The 18,694-nt window shown below is 62.3% G+C and carries 17 protein-coding genes; 7 read left to right on the top strand and 10 right to left on the bottom strand.

Annotated features, from left to right (window positions below; genetic code table 11):
• Positions 1–7: 7 nt before the first annotated feature.
• Positions 8–1,033 (top strand): LysR family transcriptional regulator, encoded by a 1,026-nt coding sequence (locus JNK84_RS13365; protein WP_293424847.1) that lies wholly within the window; start codon positions 8–10, stop codon positions 1,031–1,033.
• A gap of 254 nt (positions 1,034–1,287) precedes the next feature.
• Here JNK84_RS13365 and JNK84_RS13360 read toward each other — a convergent pair whose 3' ends face one another.
• Both JNK84_RS13360 and JNK84_RS13355 read right to left on the bottom strand, forming a co-directional pair.
• Positions 1,288–1,719, bottom strand: a complete 432-nt coding sequence (locus JNK84_RS13360; protein ID WP_293424845.1) for a hypothetical protein — start codon at positions 1,717–1,719, stop codon at positions 1,288–1,290.
• Between the two features lie 19 nt (positions 1,720–1,738).
• Complete coding sequence (locus JNK84_RS13355; protein WP_293424843.1) at positions 1,739–2,062, bottom strand: hypothetical protein; 324 nt, start codon at positions 2,060–2,062, stop codon at positions 1,739–1,741.
• 102 nt (positions 2,063–2,164) lie between these two features.
• Here JNK84_RS13355 and JNK84_RS13350 point away from each other — a divergent pair, with 102 nt between their 5' ends.
• Positions 2,165–2,428: a helix-turn-helix domain-containing protein gene (locus JNK84_RS13350; RefSeq protein ID WP_293424841.1), complete on the top strand. Its 264-nt coding sequence runs from the start codon at positions 2,165–2,167 to the stop codon at positions 2,426–2,428.
• Here the strand turns inward: JNK84_RS13350 and JNK84_RS13345 are convergent.
• Complete coding sequence (locus JNK84_RS13345) at positions 2,425–3,435, bottom strand: hypothetical protein (protein WP_293424839.1); 1,011 nt, start codon at positions 3,433–3,435, stop codon at positions 2,425–2,427. The genes JNK84_RS13350 and JNK84_RS13345 overlap by 4 nt on opposite strands.
• Between JNK84_RS13345 and JNK84_RS23475 the strand changes: the two genes are divergently transcribed.
• On the top strand, positions 3,367–3,609 hold the full coding sequence (locus JNK84_RS23475) for a hypothetical protein (RefSeq protein WP_367272344.1): 243 nt from the start codon (positions 3,367–3,369) through the stop codon (positions 3,607–3,609). The genes JNK84_RS13345 and JNK84_RS23475 overlap by 69 nt on opposite strands.
• A 93-nt stretch (positions 3,610–3,702) precedes the next feature.
• On the opposite strand, the gene JNK84_RS13340 is transcribed toward JNK84_RS23475, so the two are convergent.
• Entirely contained in the window at positions 3,703–7,776 is a 4,074-nt protein-coding gene (locus JNK84_RS13340) for a hypothetical protein (protein WP_293424837.1), read from the bottom strand.
• A 304-nt stretch (positions 7,777–8,080) separates the two neighbouring features.
• On the opposite strand from JNK84_RS13340, the gene recA reads away from it, so the two are divergent.
• From recA to JNK84_RS13325, 3 genes are all read left to right on the top strand, one after another.
• Complete coding sequence (gene recA / locus JNK84_RS13335; RefSeq protein WP_293424835.1) at positions 8,081–9,160, top strand: recombinase RecA; 1,080 nt, start codon at positions 8,081–8,083, stop codon at positions 9,158–9,160.
• A gap of 213 nt (positions 9,161–9,373) precedes the next feature.
• Positions 9,374–12,031: an alanine--tRNA ligase gene (alaS, locus tag JNK84_RS13330; protein WP_293424833.1), complete on the top strand. Its 2,658-nt coding sequence runs from the start codon at positions 9,374–9,376 to the stop codon at positions 12,029–12,031.
• Between the two features lie 93 nt (positions 12,032–12,124).
• A complete protein-coding gene (locus tag JNK84_RS13325) occupies positions 12,125–13,297 on the top strand; it encodes a cyclic nucleotide-gated ion channel (RefSeq protein ID WP_293424831.1) in 1,173 nt (390 codons plus the stop codon).
• On the opposite strand, the gene JNK84_RS13320 is transcribed toward JNK84_RS13325, so the two are convergent.
• Positions 13,294–13,737: a GNAT family N-acetyltransferase gene (locus JNK84_RS13320; protein WP_293424829.1), complete on the bottom strand. Its 444-nt coding sequence runs from the start codon at positions 13,735–13,737 to the stop codon at positions 13,294–13,296. The two genes, JNK84_RS13325 and JNK84_RS13320, sit on opposite strands and share 4 nt — an antisense overlap.
• Before the next feature lie 156 nt (positions 13,738–13,893).
• Here JNK84_RS13320 and JNK84_RS13315 point away from each other — a divergent pair, with 156 nt between their 5' ends.
• Positions 13,894–14,232: a hypothetical protein gene (locus tag JNK84_RS13315; RefSeq protein ID WP_293424827.1), complete on the top strand. Its 339-nt coding sequence runs from the start codon at positions 13,894–13,896 to the stop codon at positions 14,230–14,232.
• A 9-nt stretch (positions 14,233–14,241) separates the two neighbouring features.
• Here JNK84_RS13315 and JNK84_RS13310 read toward each other — a convergent pair whose 3' ends face one another.
• The 5 genes from JNK84_RS13310 to JNK84_RS13290 all read right to left on the bottom strand — a co-directional run bounded on the left by JNK84_RS13310 (position 14,242) and on the right by JNK84_RS13290 (position 18,694).
• Complete coding sequence (locus JNK84_RS13310) at positions 14,242–14,781, bottom strand: DUF1697 domain-containing protein (RefSeq protein WP_293424825.1); 540 nt, start codon at positions 14,779–14,781, stop codon at positions 14,242–14,244.
• Positions 14,778–15,383 carry a YdeI/OmpD-associated family protein gene (locus JNK84_RS13305; protein ID WP_293424823.1) on the bottom strand — a complete coding sequence of 202 codons (606 nt, stop codon included), beginning with the start codon at positions 15,381–15,383 and terminating at the stop codon, positions 14,778–14,780. Before JNK84_RS13305 ends, JNK84_RS13310 begins: the two co-directional genes overlap by 4 nt.
• A 111-nt stretch (positions 15,384–15,494) precedes the next feature.
• On the bottom strand, positions 15,495–16,715 hold the full coding sequence (locus JNK84_RS13300; protein ID WP_293424821.1) for an NADP-dependent isocitrate dehydrogenase: 1,221 nt from the start codon (positions 16,713–16,715) through the stop codon (positions 15,495–15,497).
• Between the two features lie 331 nt (positions 16,716–17,046).
• The gene (locus JNK84_RS13295) at positions 17,047–17,337 is read right to left on the bottom strand and encodes a hypothetical protein (RefSeq protein ID WP_293424819.1); all 291 of its coding nucleotides are present in this window, start codon (positions 17,335–17,337) and stop codon (positions 17,047–17,049) included.
• A gap of 157 nt (positions 17,338–17,494) precedes the next feature.
• Positions 17,495–18,694, bottom strand: a complete 1,200-nt coding sequence (locus JNK84_RS13290) for a dipeptidase (RefSeq protein ID WP_293424817.1) — start codon at positions 18,692–18,694, stop codon at positions 17,495–17,497.

Raw genomic sequence — 18,694 nt, 5'->3', positions numbered from 1 at the left:
GGAGCAGATGGGAAAAGTGCAACAGGTGGTGCACCATTTGGAACACAGCGACGACCCGCTGAACTGGGACGACATTCGCCTGTTCCTGTCAGTTGCACAGACGAAGAGCCTGCGTGCCGCAGCCGACGAAATCGGTCTTTCCGTGAACGTGCTGCGTTCGCGTATCGAGGCCTTGGAACGGCAATCGAATGCCGTTCTCTTGATCAGAACGGCTCGCGGCTCGGTTCTAACGGAGGAAGGGCGGCGCGTTGTAAGCATTGGCGAGGAAATGCTACGGCAGGCCAAGCTTTTTGCCCATTTCTCGCAACGCCCGAAGCCCGGGCTGCGAAGCACGGTTCGCATCGGCATTACGGAAGGGTTGGGAACCTTCTGGTTGATCCCCCGCATTACGGAATTCTCGACGGCAGAGCCGTCCGTTCGGTGCAGCATCAAGTGCGAGATGCGCATGCCGGACGTGTCCGGCTTGGAAGTCGATTTCGCGATCCAGCTAGAGCGGCCTGACGATCCAGAGTTGGTCGTTCAACGCCTGGGATGGCTGCACATCTGCCTCTTTGCGTCGCGCCGCTATATCGAGCGCTATGGGCAGCCAATGACCAGCGCGGAAGTCCCCCAACATCCATACGTCGATCTTGTCGCCGACCAGATTCCAACCGTCGAAGAAGTGATCACCCCGGTGGACAAGCGGGGTTTTGTTGGCATCCAGGTCAACACCAGCTCGGCACAGGTTCTGGCGGTGACCGGAGGCGCGGGAATAGCGGCTTTGCCAACTTATGCTCGTGCGCTGTGCCCAAGCCTCATTCATGTCGCTCGCGATTTTGTCCTGAAGCGCGATGTCTGGCTTGTTTATCACCCGCGAGCGGCAGAACTCCTGCACGTCCGCAAGGCCATCAACTGGGTCAAGCGATCATTTGACCAGGCACGGTTCCCATGGTTCCGGCAATCATTCATTGCGCCCGACGATCTCGTCCCGACGCTAGACGCATTCGGCGACGATCTGTTCGCGAGCTATAAGGAGTCCCCTTTGTTCAGATAGGATGCGGTTCTGAACCAGTGTCTGGACGGCTCCCATCACGCTGGCTCGAACTCATGCGCATGGCTAAGCCACCGAATCCTACCTGCAACCTGCTGGCTAATAGGAAGATCGGGGCTCGACCGAGCGTCGGGCGCCCGTGCCCCGTATGGATCGTCAAACGTTATGACGTTGATCCACACGTCATCCAGTCTTGGTTGGCCCTACCGGCTCGGATAGCCTCTCCCCAGACGTTGGACGGCCCGATCCAGCTAAGCCTATTGTAAGCCCAATCTGCGCGCATAGGCAGGCGGCCGGGTGGGCCTCAGAAATGTGCCGGCGAACACATGCTGTGGCATGTAGACGGGCCACATGAACGGCGAGCAGCCGCCCGCGCAAACCTCAATCAGTCGCACAGCACCGTTCGGCTGAATGTAATCGAGCAACAGCTTGGTTCCGACCCGGATCACTGAACAGCCATCAGGCAATCGTTGCCCGCCCATCCAATCGGCGAACGCATTGTAAAGGCGAGGGATCAGCTCTGGATCGTCCTGTGTGCCGCTGCATCCGAGCATGGGGCGGGTGACTTCCAGCCAAATGTGCTGGCCGGTTGGGTTGGGCAGTCGGGTGGCGCGATCGGCAAGATACTGGGCTCCCGCGAGCTGTACCGAGGCAAGCAGGCCGATGAACACGTGAGCGATCGTTCGCATGACCGAAGCCTTCTCCCGATCAGAAATTCGGTTCGCGCCGATGTGAGGCGAGGCGACCGCGGGCTCTTGGCGATACGGCGATCACTAAGATGCCGAACACGAACAGAGCGATGCTAGTCCAAAGGAAGTGCGGCTCATACGGGGCCTGTCCCATCAATCGCGCTGCATTCACGATAAGGCTGCATGGGCCATTGCTCGCGAGCAGGCATTCTGTCGGAGGCGTGCCCCGTTCTCCCAGTGCCTGCAAGACGTTCAGATAGAACCAATACCAATAGGCAACGGATGCAGCGGCGCCGAGACACCCGGCTATGACCATCAGCTGCCCCAATATCCTGATCGCCATGATCTGCGCCGCTCCTGCGAGTTCGTCGAACGGTATGATTCAAGCAAAATATGTGGGCGTTAGCCAGTGGTTTGATGGCCGGTCAATTTGGCCCCGTGGGGCATGGATGGCCGCACGACTCTGAGCTTGAATTTGCGCCGAATTCGCGTGGCGAAGGGGATTTCGCAGGAACGGCTCGCATACGACTCCGGCATGGACCGCTCCTATGTCAGCGGCATTGAGCGCGGCATCGAAAATCCGACGATCGACGTGATCGATCGATTGGCGAAAGTGCTCGAAATTTCGATTGATCAGTTGCTCGTTACGCCGTCGGGTAGGAAGCCGTCCGAAGGACTGCGAAGGGGGCGGAAACCCAAAGAAGCCTAGACGCCGAATTCCTTCTGAGCCCGTTCCCAAAAGCGCTGCTCGGCCGCTCGCTTGTGGTCTTCGCTGAGGCCGCGCAGGCCTTGCGCTAATTTTCGCAGGTTCGACGGATCAACCTCCAGCCATTTCGCGCAGGCCGTCAAACCGATTTCGGCGATTTCGGAGTTGATCATCTGCCTCAATGAAAATTCGCGCTGCGCTTCGTCAAATTGGGCATTCCGCAATTTCGGGATGCCGGATTGGATTGCTTTCAGCAGTCGCGGCGTGATTGCCTCGAAATCCTCCTTGCAGAGCTTGCCGACGCAGCCGCGCGAAATTCCTAGTTCGGCAGCTACACGGCGCTGCCCGAATTTGCCGAGGATTTCGCGAATTTCAGTGAGCAGTTCGTCGAGGCCATCGCGCCCCAAGCCATAGTCAACCTGCGCGTCAGGTTGCAGGCCCATGAAATACTGCTCTTCGAGCCTGTTCGCCTCCTTGCCAATGTAGCGAATTCCGACCACGTTGACGTGCCGCCGTTTCGTGAAGCCGCGATCAACGTAATCGCCATTTCGGAATTTCATCTCCGGGCGCAAATGGTACTGCGCCAAGGCCCTGCGATAGGTCTTCAATCTGTGGGCAGCGATGGGCTGGCCCGTCACGCGATCAAAACAATTCGCAGCGGCGTCCTGCGGATTTCGCGAATAGGGCGCAATTGGCCGCTCGACCAATTTCAATCGCGTAGAGCGCCCTGACGCTCCAGGGAACGGCGGAAGTTTGGGCGACCAGGCCACGCCGTCGATTTGCAGCGCCAGCAAGAAATTGAAGGGTTTGACGCCCTCCGCGTAGCCGTTCCCACGATTGAAATCGGCGAACATCCGATGAAGCGCAGGGGTGGTCACTGCATAACGGCTGACCGCTGCGCAGGTCACCCGGTACAGGCGCTGCTCAACTACGCCTACACCGTGCTCCAAAGCCAAGTTCATATTCAGGCGGTGAGGGAAGGGTACGATCCGACCCGAGGTATCATGCATGAGGCATCGCCTGGCGCGACGCCGTTCGGTTCGACGCGATGGAGCCGTATCGCGCGGACGTCGATCGCGAGATCATCGGCTTCCTCAAGCGCGAGCCGCTACATCCTGGGGATTTCATTGTTCGCGATGATGGCGTTTGCCGACTTCACCCACAGCTTGCAAAAGTCGCGCTAGTGCGTACTCGAACCGCCAGCGACAGAGGGAATATCAACTTTCACTTGAACGCATGAACGAGCGGAGCAGCAGGATCGAGATTCACGAGTGCAGCTAGTTGGGAGGAACCTGCGGGTCGACGATAGCGGATAGAGAGCGCTTCAGCAGCGCCGATCGCGTCTCCTGCAAAAACGAAACCGCGGTGGTTTGTCCTCGAATATTGGTAGCTGGGAGCGTTGCAAGAACCAGTTCTATGAAGCCGGCAGGTTGATAGGAGTTCGATCTTGCAAACGTTTTTTCTATTACAGGAACGTGTAAGTTAGGCGCTACCAATCGAAAACGCTGGGAGGAAATAAAATCACAACACTTTTCTCGATACCAAGGCTCTAGCACCTCGCTCACAGTTTTCATTTGATCAAGTGTAGTCGCGAGTTCGATTGCCGTATACATTAAGTAAACGATTGTGTGCGGATCGAGCAGGTCATCGTCAACAATGCGGTGCCGCTGTTGCTTTAGCATACCCAATAATGTTGGCCGATAACCGGCCGATTCAGAATCTGTCATTAGGCTTTCAATCTCTGGGTCTATAGTAAAAACTACATCATTACCATTCTTTGATTCAATGACTTTGCACAGAGAACTAATATCGTCTCGCGCTACACTTAGGATCGCAAATAAAAGTGCATGACTTTTAGCCAATGATCCGTAAGTCTCAATTTCTTTTGTGAGCGCTCTGGGGAATATTGCGTAAGTCACATTAGGAAGCTTCAAAACCTTCTCGGGGCCACCTTTTGCATTGATGTACGCTAGCTGATCGACGGCGGAGCGCACCACTTTAACCAACTCGGGCCAATCCAAGTTGAAAAGCGCCCTAGCAGTACGCCCACGACTCAGAATCATCTGCCCCTCAAGGATCGGTCCCTTAGGGAGGTGCTTGTCCAGGTCCGTCGTGATGCCGGCGTCGACACCGGCCATACATTCAACTCCGGCCAACATATGCCAGGCCAACTCAAGCGGAACGACCGGCCAGCTCTTGATGTCGGGATGAGGCTCGGGATTACTAATGCATCCGGGATAAATTTGTGGAGGCTCGCCGTTTGGCAGACTTCGCACCTCTCCCGAGGCGTGTTGATCCATCCAAAGTATTACGTGTTGCGAAACGGCGCGAACATGAGCCGCCCGAAGGGAGGAAGACGGGTCCAGGCCAGCCAGTTCATCCAGAAGCTTGGCATAATCCTGAAGGCATCCTTTGCGATCCTCCAAGTGCCAGGATGCAAGTGCCGCATCCGCTAGCAAGCCAACTTCCATCGGCCTCATACTTTCTATCGCCGCTTCCCGGGAGGCGTCCCGCGCGTAGAGGTAATAGCGCCGTGCGGCGGCGTAATCCTTGTTGCGTTCCGCGCTGATCGCCGCATCGCGCCCTAAGAAGGCGCGCTCGACAGGATTGCTGATTAGGTTTTGGTCAATTAGCTTTCTAGACAAATCAAGGCTACCTGAATGGTCGCCAGCACGATGTAGAACCTTGGCTTTGGCTCTGACGATCTCAGAATTTGTCAGGCCATATCGTTGAAACCCATCTTCGAGTACTTCTAGTGCCGCCTCCGGCTTCTGAGCGTACTCATCGAGTATTATCGCGCGAAGCTTGCAGCAAGAGACGGCGATGTCCTTGGTTTCCCACTTTGCAGAAATTTCCTCAAGTTCAGCAAAAGTGCTCGCGTGCCTATTCCAATCTGTTGTGCGAAGGCGGTCCTCGGAGAGCCAAGCTGACCTGACGTACATATCCGCTTCGAACTCAGATCGCTTTAGGGGACTCAGTAATTCTGCCCGTAATACCGAAGAGGATTGATCGACGAATTTGAATATCGGCAACAGCTCATCGATCTTCTCGACGTGGCCTAGCTGAACTAGGAATGTAAATCCGGAAACGTCAATGCCTCCCACCGAAAACAACGGGCTTGCCCGATCTATGGGCGGTGCAGCTGTTCGCGCCGCGCTAGCGATGTCAGAGAGACGTGCTACAAGGCGGGGAAAATCTGGCACTAACTTGCCCGAGACAAGAAGTTTCACGTATATAAGTGTTTCCAAATTATACGAAAAACGAATGTCTGTGATTTCTGCGATTGCGCTCTGAAAAGCAGCTAACAGATCGGGAATCCTTTTTGGTCCCGTTTTTGTCTGAACAGTTGTTATCAGTTGCGCTGCCCTTAGCATCGCTTTCTGGTGCGGATCAACAGGCCACTCAAGTTCGCTGGCCGACATGTATCCAAGTATATGAATGTATTCACTAATTATTCGTAAGCCATCCGTTGGGGTGGTAATGATTGCGGTGCAGATCGTGAGGAGAGCGCTCTCGTTCTGAGATGCCATCGCCGAGAGCAGGGCTGAATTCATTTCCGCAGCATCGAGGGACGGCCCGCTGGTGAGCAAGTCAGCGATGGTCTTATGGATGGATGTTTGCTCGGTTTTACTTAGGGTTTGGATGGCTAGGCCCGACAGGAGGGGAGACGTTTGGTAGTGTTCGGCGTCAGGTTGATCTATCCAAGGACCGACCAGCTCATCGAGCAGAAATCCGGCGTTCGCGATCGCGGGACCATGTCGTCCCAGTTCGAGTGCCATTTTTCGTTTGAACCGTCCTGTATGAAGAGACAGACGTTGCAGAAGTATGAGTGCGTCCTCCGGAAGTTCCCGAAGCAACCGAATTCGCGTTTCCCGCCTTACATCAGCGATCGCAGGATTATCTCCAAAAATCGCTGGCAGCGCGTCCATTTCCGACAAGGGCCAGTTGCGCTGACGCAGGTTCTGTACGAGAGCCTGAGCTAGCTGCGGATGGCCACCTCCCGAAGACAGATAGACATAGCGACGCCAATGCGCGGGATTTCCACCTAACAGTTCAATCAGCGCGCCGATTTCATCTTCAGAGAAGTCGTTCGCCTTCAGACAGATTTGGTCATCAACGCCGATCGCGAACATCAATTTGGAGGGAATGCCGCTAGACGAAGTTATTAAAACTGGGACGTCGGATTGGTTGGCTGACTCCATGAGGTTCTGAAAAGCGTCAGCGACCGCTGCGTCCGCCGCGTATTCTAGGTCATCGACAATTAGGCCGTTGAAGCCCGATAAGGGCAGGGCATCTGACACGTTCAATAGCATTAGAGACACGTGCGTCGCTGACGCGCCTCTTAAGTTGACGCTGCCCCAGCGACCGCCACAGTGATTGGCCACGAGCCGCGCGAGCATTGTCTTCCCTTGCCCGGTACCGCCATTTAGCCAGAGTAAGCCTGACCGCGCGACCGAAGCGAACCCTTCGTTCCGTAGAGCGTCTCGGGCCAATCTAGTTTGCGGGAGCTCGGGCAGCGGCAAAATTGCGCTACTGATCTCTGGCTGAACGGTCAAACCAGAGGGCACCGTCGCTTTCATAAGTGAGTTTAGAAGCCTCGCATCAAGGTGTGCTTGGCTAATTTGGACGCGTGTCGACCTTTGAACGAGTTCCAGCAAATCGACTTTTGTAACCGCGCGTTCTTCCTTTCCTGCACAAGACAGCAAAAGTCTATGGAGTATCGTGCTCTCGCAATTATTCAACTGATCGATGGTCCCGCCTTCTCTCTGTATGAGCTTATGCAATCGCGATCGAAACCATTTGCGCACAATTTCGACTGATGATGCGCCACAGTCAAAATGAATCTGCTTGAGTAATTTCGAGCGAAATTGGTCATCATCAAGTGTGGAAATGTATTCTTTTGATGCGTCGGAAATCGCAGATTTATTCAAGATCAGCCGCAGTGGAGTCGTATCGCCAGCTTTGGCTATTTTGCGCCACGCTAGGAGCGCCGGCTCGCCTTCAACTCTATCGGCGTTGGCCCTCTCGCTGCCAATCAAGCTGGTTGTCAGATACCGCAGTGAAACAGTCTGACCGGGATTGCTTCGGGCGAGCTGGATTTGAGAATTGATCGCAGCGATGACCCCCGGGGAGTTCAGGGTAATGTTCGCTACAGTGCTCTTTACCTGGACCGCATTAATCGCGTTCTCGGCAACAACTGCAAAGTCCTCTGCAACTTCCAGAAGCAACAGTCCGTCGTCATTGAGTTCGACCCATGCTGCTGCGCTTTGAAACAGTTGGTAAACGTAGCCCTGAAGGGCATCGAGCGCTTCCCCGCTCTTGTCGCCGACTACAGCCGTGCGCGTACTCATCCAACGAGCCCCGCTCGCATCCGATTCGGAATTTCCAGCATATAGCGAAACAACTAGAAGCAGTCAGCGATGGGCAGGGCGTCTTTGCCGTATCGGCCATTCAAGTGAAATTCTGCCAATGAAGCTAAGCCTGCCCACCGCGATGGTCCCAGGGGCGTCTGAGGCGCCATAACAATTAGGCCTTCAACAGCGGCATCACCCCAGCAAGAACAAAAAAAGAACTTGCGGCCGAGAACAAAACGTGTACGGTGGATTTATCCGGGGATCGGCGTCACGGCCCTTGCAAGCATTGAGGAGCGACAGCATGAGTCAGGCCGCACTGCGACTCGTCGAAGGTTCATCCATGGACAAGACCAAGGCGCTGGACGCCGCGCTTTCCCAGATCGAGCGGGCCTTCGGCAAGGGTTCGATCATGCGGCTCGGCAAGAGCGACAAGTCGATCGAGATCGAATCGATCTCGACCGGATCGCTCGGCCTCGACATCGCGCTCGGCATCGGCGGATTGCCGAAGGGCCGCGTCATCGAGGTTTATGGTCCGGAATCCTCGGGCAAGACGACGCTCACCCTGCACACGATCGCCGAGGCGCAGAAGCGCGGCGGCACCTGCGCCTTCATCGATGCCGAGCACGCGCTCGATCCGGTCTATGCGCGCAAGCTCGGGGTCAATCTGGACGAGCTTCTGATCTCCCAGCCCGATGCGGGCGAGCAGGCGCTGGAGATCTGCGACACGCTGGTGCGCTCTGGCGCCATCGACGTGGTGGTGGTCGATTCGGTCGCGGCCCTGACGCCGCGCGCCGAGCTCGAGGGCGAGATGGGCGACAATCAGCCGGGCATGCAGGCCCGCCTGATGAGCCAGGCGCTGCGCAAGCTGACCGCCTCCATCTCCAAGTCCAATACGATGGTGATCTTCATCAACCAGATCCGCATGAAGATCGGCGTCATGTACGGTTCGCCGGAGGTGACGACCGGCGGCAACGCGCTGAAATTCTACGCCTCGATGCGCCTCGACATCCGCCGGATCGGCGCGATCAAGGAGCGCGACGAGGTGGTCGGCAACCAGACGCGCGTCAAGGTGGTCAAGAACAAGCTGGCGCCGCCGTTCAAGCAGGTCGAGTTCGACATCATGTACGGCGAGGGCGTGTCCAAGATGGGCGAACTCATCGATCTCGGCGTCAAGGCCGGCGTCGTCGAGAAGTCGGGCGCCTGGTTCTCCTACGATTCCCAGCGCGTCGGGCAGGGCCGCGAGAACGCCAAGGCCTTCCTCAAGCAGAACCCGGACATGGCAGCGAAGATCGAGGCGGCGATCCGGCAGAATGCCGGACTGATCGGCGATAAGATTCTCGGCGAGGCCGAGGCCGATGGAGACGCCGACAGCCCGGACTGAGCGCGACCGGCGCTTGGGCCCCGGCAGGGAGCACGCGCCAAGATGTCATCGGGAGTTTCATCGGGGTCGGGCCATGCCCGGCCCTGTTCCGTTGGCCGGCGCGCCGTCGAATCCGGTTCCCTATCGTGGGAGAAATGCTCTAGAACAGCCGCCGGCCAGATTTCAGGCGGCTCCTTGTTGTTATGAGCTCGCCGCAACACCAGTTTCGGACCCATGACCGGCGTCAACCAGATCCGCAAGACCTTCCTCGATTTCTTTGCGAAGAACGACCACGCCGTCGTCGAATCCTCGCCGCTCGTGCCGCGCAACGATCCGACGCTGATGTTCGCCAATTCCGGCATGGTGCAGTTCAAGAACGTCTTCACCGGCGTCGAGAAGCGGCCCTATTCGACGGCCACGACCGCGCAGAAATGCGTGCGCGCCGGCGGCAAGCACAACGACCTCGACAATGTCGGCTATACCGCGCGGCACCACACTTTCTTCGAGATGCTCGGCAATTTCTCGTTCGGCGACTATTTCAAGGAGCGCGCGATCGAGCTGGCCTGGAATCTCATCACGAAGGAATACGAGCTGCCGGTCTCGCGGCTGCTCGTCACGGTCTATTCCGAGGACGACGACGCCTTCGCGCTCTGGAAGAAGATCGCGGGACTGCCGGATTCCAGGATCATCCGTATTCCGACCTCCGACAATTTCTGGCGGATGGGTGATACCGGTCCCTGCGGTCCCTGTTCGGAGATTTTCTACGACCACGGCGACAAGATCTGGGGCGGTCCGCCTGGCTCGGCGGATCAGGACGGCGATCGCTTCATCGAGATCTGGAACCTCGTCTTCATGCAGTACGAGGAGCAGGCTGGCGGCATCCGGACCGATCTGCCGCGGCCCTCGATCGACACCGGCATGGGGCTCGAGCGCATTTCCGCGGTGCTGCAGGGCACCCACGACAATTACGAGATCGATCTGATGCGGGCGCTGATCGGCGCCAGCGCGGTGGCGACCGGCGTCGAGCCGGACGGACCGCACAAGGTCTCGCACCGGGTCATCGCCGACCATCTGCGCGCGGCGTCCTTCCTGGTGGCGGACGGCGTCCTGCCGTCGAACGAGGGCCGTGGCTATGTCGTGCGCCGCATCATGCGCCGCGCCATGCGCCATGCCTCCCTGCTCGGCGCCAAGGAACCGCTGATGCACAAGCTGGTGCCGACGCTGGTGCGCGAGATGGGCCAGGCCTATCCCGAGCTCGCCCGCGCGGAGCCGCTGATCGCCGAGACGCTGAAGCTGGAGGAGACGCGCTTCCGCAAGACGCTGGAGCGCGGCCTTGCCATCCTCGACGACGAGTCGCGCGCGATGGGCGAGGGCGCGACCTTTTCAGGCGATACCGCCTTCACGCTCTACGACACCTATGGCTTCCCGCTCGACCTGACGCAGGACGCGCTGCGGCCGCGCGGCATCGCCGTGGACACCGCCGCCTTCGACGCCGCGATGCTGCGCCAGAAGGAGAAGGCGCGGGCCGCCTGGGCGGGATCGGGCGAGGCGGCGACCGACACGGTCTGGTTCGGCGTGCGCGAGAAGACCGGCGCCACCGAGTTTCTCGGCTATGACACCGAGACCGCCGAGGGGCAGGTGCTCGCCATCCTCAGGGACGGCCAGGAGACCGCGAGCCTTTCGGCCGGCGAAAGCGGCCTCGTCGTGGTCAACCAGACGCCGTTCTACGGCGAATCCGGCGGCCAGCAGGGCGATCGGGGGCAGCTCTCGGGCGAGGGCCTCAGCGCCGCGGTGACCGATACCCAGAAGAAGCTCGGCGATCTCTTCGTCCATGCAGTCACCGTAGGCAACGGCACGCTCACGGTCGGCCAGGCCGTGCAGCTCGATGTCGACCATGGCCGCCGCGCGGCGATCCGTGCCAATCACTCCGCGACCCACCTCCTGCACGAGGCGCTGCGGCAGGTGCTCGGCGACCATGTCGCGCAGAAGGGCTCGCTGGTCGCACCCGACCGGCTGCGCTTCGACTTCTCGCACCCGAAGCCGATCAGCGACGCGGAACTGGCCGAGGTCGAGGACATCGCCAACCGCGTCCTCCTCACCAACCAGCCGGTGGTGACCCGCCTGATGAGCCAGGACGATGCCATCGCGTCGGGCGCGCGCGCGCTGTTCGGTGAGAAATACGGCGACGAGGTCCGCGTCGTGTCGATGGGGCCGGCGCCTGCCGGCTCGAACGCGTCCGGCTGGTCGGTCGAGCTGTGCGGCGGCACCCATGTCGCGCGCACCGGCGATATCGGTCTGGTGACCATTGTCGGCGAGGGCGCCGTCGCCGCCGGCGTCCGGCGCGTCGAGGCGATGACCGCCGACGCCGCTCGCCGCCATCTCGCGGGCCAGGCGCGCAAGCTCGAGGCGGTGGCCGGTCTGGTGAAGACCTCCGTCGGCGATGTCGAGGCGCGGGTCGAGGCGCTGGTCGACGACCGCCGCAAGCTGGAGCGCGAGCTCTCCGAGGCCAGGAAGAAGCTCGCCATGGGTGGCGGCGCGGGCGCGGCCGATCCGGTCAAGACCGTCGGTTCGGTGCGGCTTCTCGCCAAGTCGGTCTCCGGCGTCGAGATGCGCGACCTGAAGGGCCTCGCCGATGCCGGCAAGGCGCAGGTCGGTTCGGGCGTCGTCGCCATTGTCGGCGTCTCCGAGGACGGCAAGGCCGGCATCGTCGTCGGCGTCACGCCGGACCTGACCGCGAAGGTCAATGCCGTCGAGCTGGTCAAGCTCGGCTCCGAGGCTCTCGGCGGCAAGGGCGGCGGCGGGCGTCCGGACATGGCGCAGGCCGGCGGTCCCGACGGTTCCAAGGCCGAGGAGGCTCTCGCCGCGATCGAGAAGGCGCTGGCCGCCGCCTGAGCCAGATCACGGTTGACGGGCGGGAGTGCCGTTAGGCACCGTTCTCCCGCCCGGCCATGGCGCCAGCGCCGCCGGGCCAGCACCGGAGGGGCCATGAACGCCGCAGCCTTGCGTCAGCGGACCCATGATCTGCTCGACAAGGGCATGGTCGGCACGGGCGCGGCGGATGTCGTCCACGGCGTCCTGATCGGCCTCGTCCTGGTCAATGTCGCGGCAGTCGTGCTGGAATCGGTGCCGTCGATCGCCGAACGTTACCGGATCGGCTTCGTCCTGCTCGAAGTCCTGTCGATCGCCGTGTTCACGGTGGAATATGCGGCAAGGCTGTGGACGGCCGTCGACCATCCGGCCCTGCGCGCCCTGTCGCCGGCGCGGGCGAGGCTCAAGGCGGCGCTGTCGCCGGCCATGCTCATCGACCTGATCGCGATCCTGCCGTTCTATGCCAGTTTCGTGGTCGATAGCGACCTGCGGTTCCTGCTGCTGCTCCGGCTGCTGCGCTTCTTCAAGCTGGCCCGCTATTCGCCCGGCTTCACCAGCCTCGTGGACGCGGTCTGGAGCGAGCGGCGCGCGCTTGGCGCCTCGCTGCTGATCTTCACAGGCGCGATGATCATGGCGGCGGCGACGATGCGCATCGCCGAGCAGGACGCACAGCCCGACAAGTTCGGCACCATCCCCGATGCGCTGTGGTGGGCGGTCATCACGCTGACCACGGTCGGCTATGGCGACGTCTATCCGGTGACACCCGCCGGCAAGGTGATTGCCGGGTTCACGGCGGTCCTCGGCATAGCCATGCTCGCGCTGCCGGTCGGCATCATCGCGACCGCCTTCGCGCGCGAGATCCAGCGGCGCGACTTCGTGATTTCGTGGAGCATGGTGTCCAACGTGCCGCTGTTCGCCGGCCTCGACGCGGCGTCGGTCGCCGATGTCATGCGCGTGCTGAAAAGCGCGACCTACGAGCCGGGCGAACTGATCTGCCGTTCCGGCGAACGCGCCCGGTCGATGTTCGTGGTCGCCGAGGGCGAGGTGGAGGTCGATCTGCCGGACGGATCGCGGCGGCTCTACGCCGGCGAGTGCTTCGGCGAGGCCGCCGTCCTCGACCGGTCGAGCCTGCACCAGACCGCGCGCGCCTGCGCGTGGGTCAAGGTGCTGACGCTCGATGTCGATGACCTGCAGACGATCGTCAATGCCCGCCCGCATGTCGGGCCGATCCTGCGCGCGGCGGTGACGATCCCCGACGGGCCGGAGGCCGGCACCGCCACCGGCGGCTAGAGCAGCTTGCGGTACTGGATGAAGCCGCCATTGTCGGCGATGCGGTCGTAGAGCAGCATGGCGGTGTGGTTGGTCTCGTGGGTCAGCCAGTGGACCCGGCTCGCGCCGCGCTCCTTCGCCAGCGCATAGACCCGCTCGATCAGCACGCGGCCCGCGCCGGTGCCGCGCGTCGCGGGATCGACGAACAGGTCCTGCAGATAGATGTAGTCGCCGACCGTCCAGGTCGAGCGGTGCTGGATGGCATGGACGATGCCGACCATCCGGCCGCCGTCGAAGGCGCCGAAAGCCCACATGGGCTCAGCCGGATCGTGGAAGCGCTGCCACGTGGCGTCCGTGGTCGCGGCGGGGATGTCGGTCTTGTAGAAGGTCTGGTAGCCCTTCCAGAGCGGCTCCCACTCGGCGCGGTCGGCGGGCGTCAATTCTCTCACGGTGGCTGGCATTCTGGTTCTCCTCGGGGACGCAGTCTGGCGGCCGGCGCGGCGCAGTCCAGAGCCTTGTTGTCATTGCCGCGATCACGGAATGCGATGAGTAGTGCTCGTGGCAACGTGGCGTTAACCGACGCCATGGCCTAGTGCGGGCGGAAAAGGATTTCCGCCATGGTCTCCGCCCTCGGCCCGAGCGCCTGGGATACGATGCAATCGTTCCGGCAGAACCGCAGCTACGGCGCGGCTCAGGGCCTGGCGAACTCGTCGGCCATGGCGAGCCAGCTGTTCGGCGCGGACCCTTCCACCAATGCCGCGCTGGCGGTTTTCGGCGTCGATACCGCCTCTGCCGACAATCTGTTCGCGACGACCAACGAGGGCCTCGAGGCGTCGATGACAATGGCCATGGCGCGCGTGGCCTGGGCCGCCGACACGCCGACCAAGGCGGACCAGCGGACGGCAGCTCTGCTGGCCGAGGACGGGCTCGGCTCCATGGTCGACTTCCTCGCCTGACGCGAGACGCTAATCCAGCATCTCCCCCAGCCGGCGCACGGTGTTCCAGTTGCGCGTCGTGCCGATGCCCAGCCGCTTCGGCGTCAGCTGCCCCGCGAGCTTCGATTCGTGCAGCGGGCCGCGAAAATGCATCCACAAATGGCCATCGACGATCGCGATGCGTTCCCCTTGGGTGAGATAGGGCGCGAGACCATTGGCGGCTTCGGGCGGCAGCCGGTCGCGCATGACGCGGACATGGACCGATGTCGGCGCCGCCTCGGCCTCGGCGCGAAACGGATTGGCGGCGACAAGGGCCCGCCAGTCCATCGCCGTCGCCACGATGATGTCGACGTGCCGGCCGAAACGCGGGGCGAAAGCCGCCTCAAGGCGCGTCTCGATGGCGCGAACGCTCATCCGGGGTGGCGCGCCGAAGACGAGATTGCCGGACGCGACCAGCGTGCGCGGGTCGGCAAAGCCGAGTTCCTTCGCCATGGCCCGCAGGTCCGCCATGACCACGCGCCGCTCCGGCGTCAGCACGATGGAGTAGAGCAGGGCGACATGGCCGGTCATGGCTGCGCCTGGCCGCGCTGGGGATGGATCGTCTCGCCGCGCGCGAGCATGTCGACGAAGGCCGCGATGCGCTTCCGCCTTCCGGCCTCCGTCTTGAGGCCTTGAATGCGGAACACGAGGGCGAAGCGGTTCTGCGCGCTGAGCGTCGCGAACATGGCCTTTGCCGTCGGGTTGGCGTCGATCGCGGCCCGCAGGTCGTCGGGGACCTTGGCGTCGCGCACGCGATAGGCGCGGTCCCAGCGGCCATCCGCCCTGGCGGCCTCGACATGCCTGAGCCCGTGCTCGGTCATGCGGCCCTCGGCGGTCAGCCGCGCGACATTGGCGACGTTGATCTCGCTCCAGACGCTCTTGCGGCCACGCGGCGTGTAGCGCTGGAGATAGCTGGTCGCGTCGAGGCTCTTGCGGATGGCGTCGATCCAGCCCCAGCAGAGGCAGATGTCGATCGCCTCGGCAGGCGTGATCGATCTCAGCCCGGACGCGACCTTGTGGATGCGGATCCAGACCTCGGTTTGGCTGGCATGGTTCCGCGACAGCCAGAGATGGAAGGCGTCCGCATCCTCGAATGCGTGGACCTTGTCCGGATCGACCAGCACGGGCGGCATGACGGTTCCAGTGCTCTGACGCCGGCGGCGGCGAATGAAAAGGGCCGGCCAGCATGATGCCGGCCGGCCCGATAAGCTGTCAGCAGCGGGCGTCGCCGCCCGGGTCGATCGTCAGTTCCACTTGCCCATGGCAGCCGACAGATTCTCCGACACCTTGTCGAGGAAGCCGGTGGTGGAGAGCCACTTCTGGTCCGCGCCGACGAGCAGGGCGAGGTCCTTGGTCATGTAGCCGCTCTCGACGGTGTCGACGCAGACCTTCTCCAGCTCGTCCGCGAAGCGCTTCAGCGTCGGGTTGTTGTCGAGCTTGGCGCGATGGGCAAGACCACGGGTCCAGGCGAAGATGGAGGCGATCGAGTTGGTCGAGGTCTCCTTGCCCTTCTGGTGCTCGCGGTAGTGACGGGTCACGGTGCCGTGGGCGGCTTCCGCCTCGACGGTCTTGCCGTCGGGCGTGAGCAGCACGGAGGTCATCAGGCCGAGCGAGCCGAAGCCCTGCGCCACGATGTCCGACTGCACGTCGCCGTCGTAGTTCTTGCAGGCCCAGACATAGCCGCCCGACCACTTGAGCGCCGAGGCGACCATGTCGTCGATGAGGCGATGCTCGTAGCCGATCTTCTTCTTGTCGAACTCGGCCTTGAACTCCGAATCGAAGATCTGCTGGAAGATCTCCATGAAGCGGCCGTCATACTGCTTCAGGATGGTGTTCTTCGTGGACAGATAGACCGGATAGGAGCGGGCGAGGCCGTAGTTGAACGAGGCGCGCGCGAAGTCCTTGATCGACTCGTCGAGGTTGTACATCGCCATGGCGACGCCCGAGCCCGGAGCCTTGAACACCTCGCGCTCGATCACCTTGCCGTCGTCGCCGACGAACTTGATCGACAGCGTGCCGGCGGTGGGGAACTTGAAGTCGGTGGCGCGGTACTGGTCGCCGAAGGCGTGGCGGCCGACGATGATCGGCTTGGTCCAGCCCGGAACGAGGCGCGGCACGTTCTTGCAGATGATCGGCTCGCGGAAGATGACGCCGCCGAGGATGTTGCGGATCGTGCCGTTCGGCGACTTCCACATCTCCTTCAGGCCGAATTCCTTCACGCGGCCTTCGTCCGGCGTGATGGTGGCGCATTTGACGGCGACGCCGTGCTTCTTGGTGGCGTTGGCGGCGTCGATCGTCACCTGGTCATTGGTGGCGTCGCGGTGCTCGACACCGAGGTCGTAATATTCGAGATTCACGTCCAGATAGGGATGGATCAGCTTCTTCTTGATCAGATCCCAGATGATGCGGGTCATCTCGTCGCCGTCCATTTCGACGACTGTGCCCGCGACCTTGATCTTCGACATGGGTCGGCCTGTAGGAGCGCTAGAGCAGAGGGGACTCAGCCTCGGTGCTCCGGACATGCGCTCGTTAGCCCGGGCCCCCGCGACTGGCGCGGGCGTCTTAGCAGAGGTGGGGGCGGGGGGTAAGGGCGAAGAAGAAGAGGAGGCGCATGCGGTCCCCCTAAGAGCCGGGGGCGGTGCGAGAGCCCATCACGATCCCGGGTTCATGTCCGCCGGGTGGGGTCGGCTGCGGACGGGGCAGGTTCCGCATCGCCCCGGTCTGACGAAGCGAAACGGATCGTTGGCCGGATCGGGAGGCCGGCGCCCGGCCCCCCGGCTTGACTACGGCGATGTTTCAGCGGGCGGGCCGACACCGCGGCACCAGGACGTTGTCCGAAGGCCCGACGGGAGAGGTGAAGCCCGGGCCGCCGAGGCGCAAGGGATCGCCGGAGCAGGTGGCGCGGCGGATCAGGTCATAGATGCCGAGGAACGTCGCAACGCCGATGAGCCCGCCGGTTGCCGCGACACCGGCCGTGCTCGTGCCGACCGCTGCGGGGACGGGGGCCGCATGAGCGGGAAGGGCGCCGGCCGTGAGAGCAGCAGCGAGGGCCGCGCCCTGATACCAGTGGCGATGCGTGCGGGTCATGCGGGGATCGTCCTTGTCAGCGAGATTTCAATCTGCCGCGCCGCCAGTTGCATGTAATCGCGGCCGAGGCACGGCCATTAATGTGCAACGATTCTTTCCAAAGTACTGACAATCCGTTGATTTCGCGGCCAGAAGGCTCGCGCGGCCGTGGTCCGCATCACGCGCCGGCAGGCTTTCGTCGCGGGCGGCCGAGAGGCTCTGCGGTCACGCGCGCGGCGCCCGGAGCCTCGGTTGCGGCGAGTTCCGCCGCGCGGCGCTCGACGGCGCGCCATACCCGCAGGATGTTGCCGGATGCGATCTTGCCGATGGCGCCGTCCGACCAGCCGCGCCGGATCAGTTCGGCGACCAGATGCGGAAAGCGGGAGGCGTCGTTCAGGTCCGGCGGGTTCGGCCCGCCGTAGAAATCCGAGCCGATGCCGATATGGGCAAGGCCGGTGCGGCCGACAATGTACTCGATGTGATCGCAGAGCTCGCTGATGGAACCGCGCGGCCAGGGACCGTCGGTCTTCGCCTTGGCCGTCACCGCCGCGTCGATGTCGAGGCCGGGCCTGGTCTTGCCGTGGGTCTGGAGCGGCGTCATCCAGCGGTGACTCGGCCGCGAGATGAAGTTCGGCACGAAGGTAGCCATGACCAGGCCGCCATTGGCCTTGACCCGGTCCAGCACATCGTCCGGCACGTTGCGGGGGTGGTCGCAGAGCGCAAAGGCGTTGGAATGCGACCAGAGGAGCGGCGCCTTCGCGGCATCCAGCGCCGCGTGCTGCGCCTTCGGCGAGGCGTGGGCGAGATCGACCATGATGCCGAGCCGGTTGCACTCGGCGATCACGGCGCGGCCGAAATCGGTGAGCCCGTCATGGCGGGGCGCGTCGGTCGCCGAATCGACCCAGTCCAGCGTCTCGTTGTGGCAGAGGGTGAGGATGCGGACGCCGGCGGCGTGCCAGACCCGGAGCGGCGACAGCGAATTGCCGAGGCCGACGCCGCTCTCGACCGAGATGACCGAGGCGATCTTGCCCGCGCGCCTGGCCCTCGCGAAGTCCGAGGCCTTGCGGGCGGGGAGGAAGACGTCGCCGTGGATGACCTCGATATCGAGGCCAATGGCGATCTGCTCGAGGGTGAAGCGCGCCGGGTCCGGCACGGAGGTCGGCACGAAGGCCGCGAAGACCTGGGCCGTCACCTTGCCCTCGCGCAGGCGCGGAATGTCGGTGTCGCCCTCCTGATGGACGCGGTCGAGCCCGTAGGCCTTCACGTCGCCATCGGTCTGCCGGCGGATGACGAAGGGGAGGTCGTTGTGGCCGTCGAACAGGCCGAAGCGCGCGAGCAGTTCGTTCGCCTTCGCCAGCGCGGCATCTGCCCTGGTCAT

The organism is Phreatobacter sp., assembly GCF_016793595.1.
GTDB lineage: Bacteria > Pseudomonadota > Alphaproteobacteria > Rhizobiales > Phreatobacteraceae > Phreatobacter.
This window is presented reverse-complemented; position numbering and strand designations above follow the sequence as displayed.

Bases quoted from the DNA above. Each gene is read 5' to 3' on its own strand.
- JNK84_RS13365 (WP_293424847.1), top strand. From the start codon at position 8: ATGGGAAAAGTGCAACAGGTGGTGCACCATTTGGAACACAGCGACGAC.
- JNK84_RS13360 (WP_293424845.1), bottom strand. From the start codon at position 1,719: ATGCGAACGATCGCTCACGTGTTCATCGGCCTGCTTGCCTCGGTACAG.
- JNK84_RS13355 (WP_293424843.1), bottom strand. From the start codon at position 2,062: ATGGCGATCAGGATATTGGGGCAGCTGATGGTCATAGCCGGGTGTCTC.
- JNK84_RS13350 (WP_293424841.1), top strand. From the start codon at position 2,165: ATGGATGGCCGCACGACTCTGAGCTTGAATTTGCGCCGAATTCGCGTG.
- JNK84_RS13345 (WP_293424839.1), bottom strand. From the start codon at position 3,435: ATGCATGATACCTCGGGTCGGATCGTACCCTTCCCTCACCGCCTGAAT.
- JNK84_RS13340 (WP_293424837.1), bottom strand. From the start codon at position 7,776: ATGAGTACGCGCACGGCTGTAGTCGGCGACAAGAGCGGGGAAGCGCTC.
- recA (WP_293424835.1), top strand. From the start codon at position 8,081: ATGAGTCAGGCCGCACTGCGACTCGTCGAAGGTTCATCCATGGACAAG.
- alaS (WP_293424833.1), top strand. From the start codon at position 9,374: ATGACCGGCGTCAACCAGATCCGCAAGACCTTCCTCGATTTCTTTGCG.
- JNK84_RS13325 (WP_293424831.1), top strand. From the start codon at position 12,125: ATGAACGCCGCAGCCTTGCGTCAGCGGACCCATGATCTGCTCGACAAG.
- JNK84_RS13320 (WP_293424829.1), bottom strand. From the start codon at position 13,737: ATGCCAGCCACCGTGAGAGAATTGACGCCCGCCGACCGCGCCGAGTGG.
- JNK84_RS13315 (WP_293424827.1), top strand. From the start codon at position 13,894: ATGGTCTCCGCCCTCGGCCCGAGCGCCTGGGATACGATGCAATCGTTC.
- JNK84_RS13310 (WP_293424825.1), bottom strand. From the start codon at position 14,781: ATGACCGGCCATGTCGCCCTGCTCTACTCCATCGTGCTGACGCCGGAG.
- JNK84_RS13305 (WP_293424823.1), bottom strand. From the start codon at position 15,383: ATGCCGCCCGTGCTGGTCGATCCGGACAAGGTCCACGCATTCGAGGAT.
- JNK84_RS13300 (WP_293424821.1), bottom strand. From the start codon at position 16,715: ATGTCGAAGATCAAGGTCGCGGGCACAGTCGTCGAAATGGACGGCGAC.
- JNK84_RS13295 (WP_293424819.1), bottom strand. From the start codon at position 17,337: ATGACCCGCACGCATCGCCACTGGTATCAGGGCGCGGCCCTCGCTGCT.
- JNK84_RS13290 (WP_293424817.1), bottom strand. From the start codon at position 18,694: ATGACCAGGGCAGATGCCGCGCTGGCGAAGGCGAACGAACTGCTCGCG.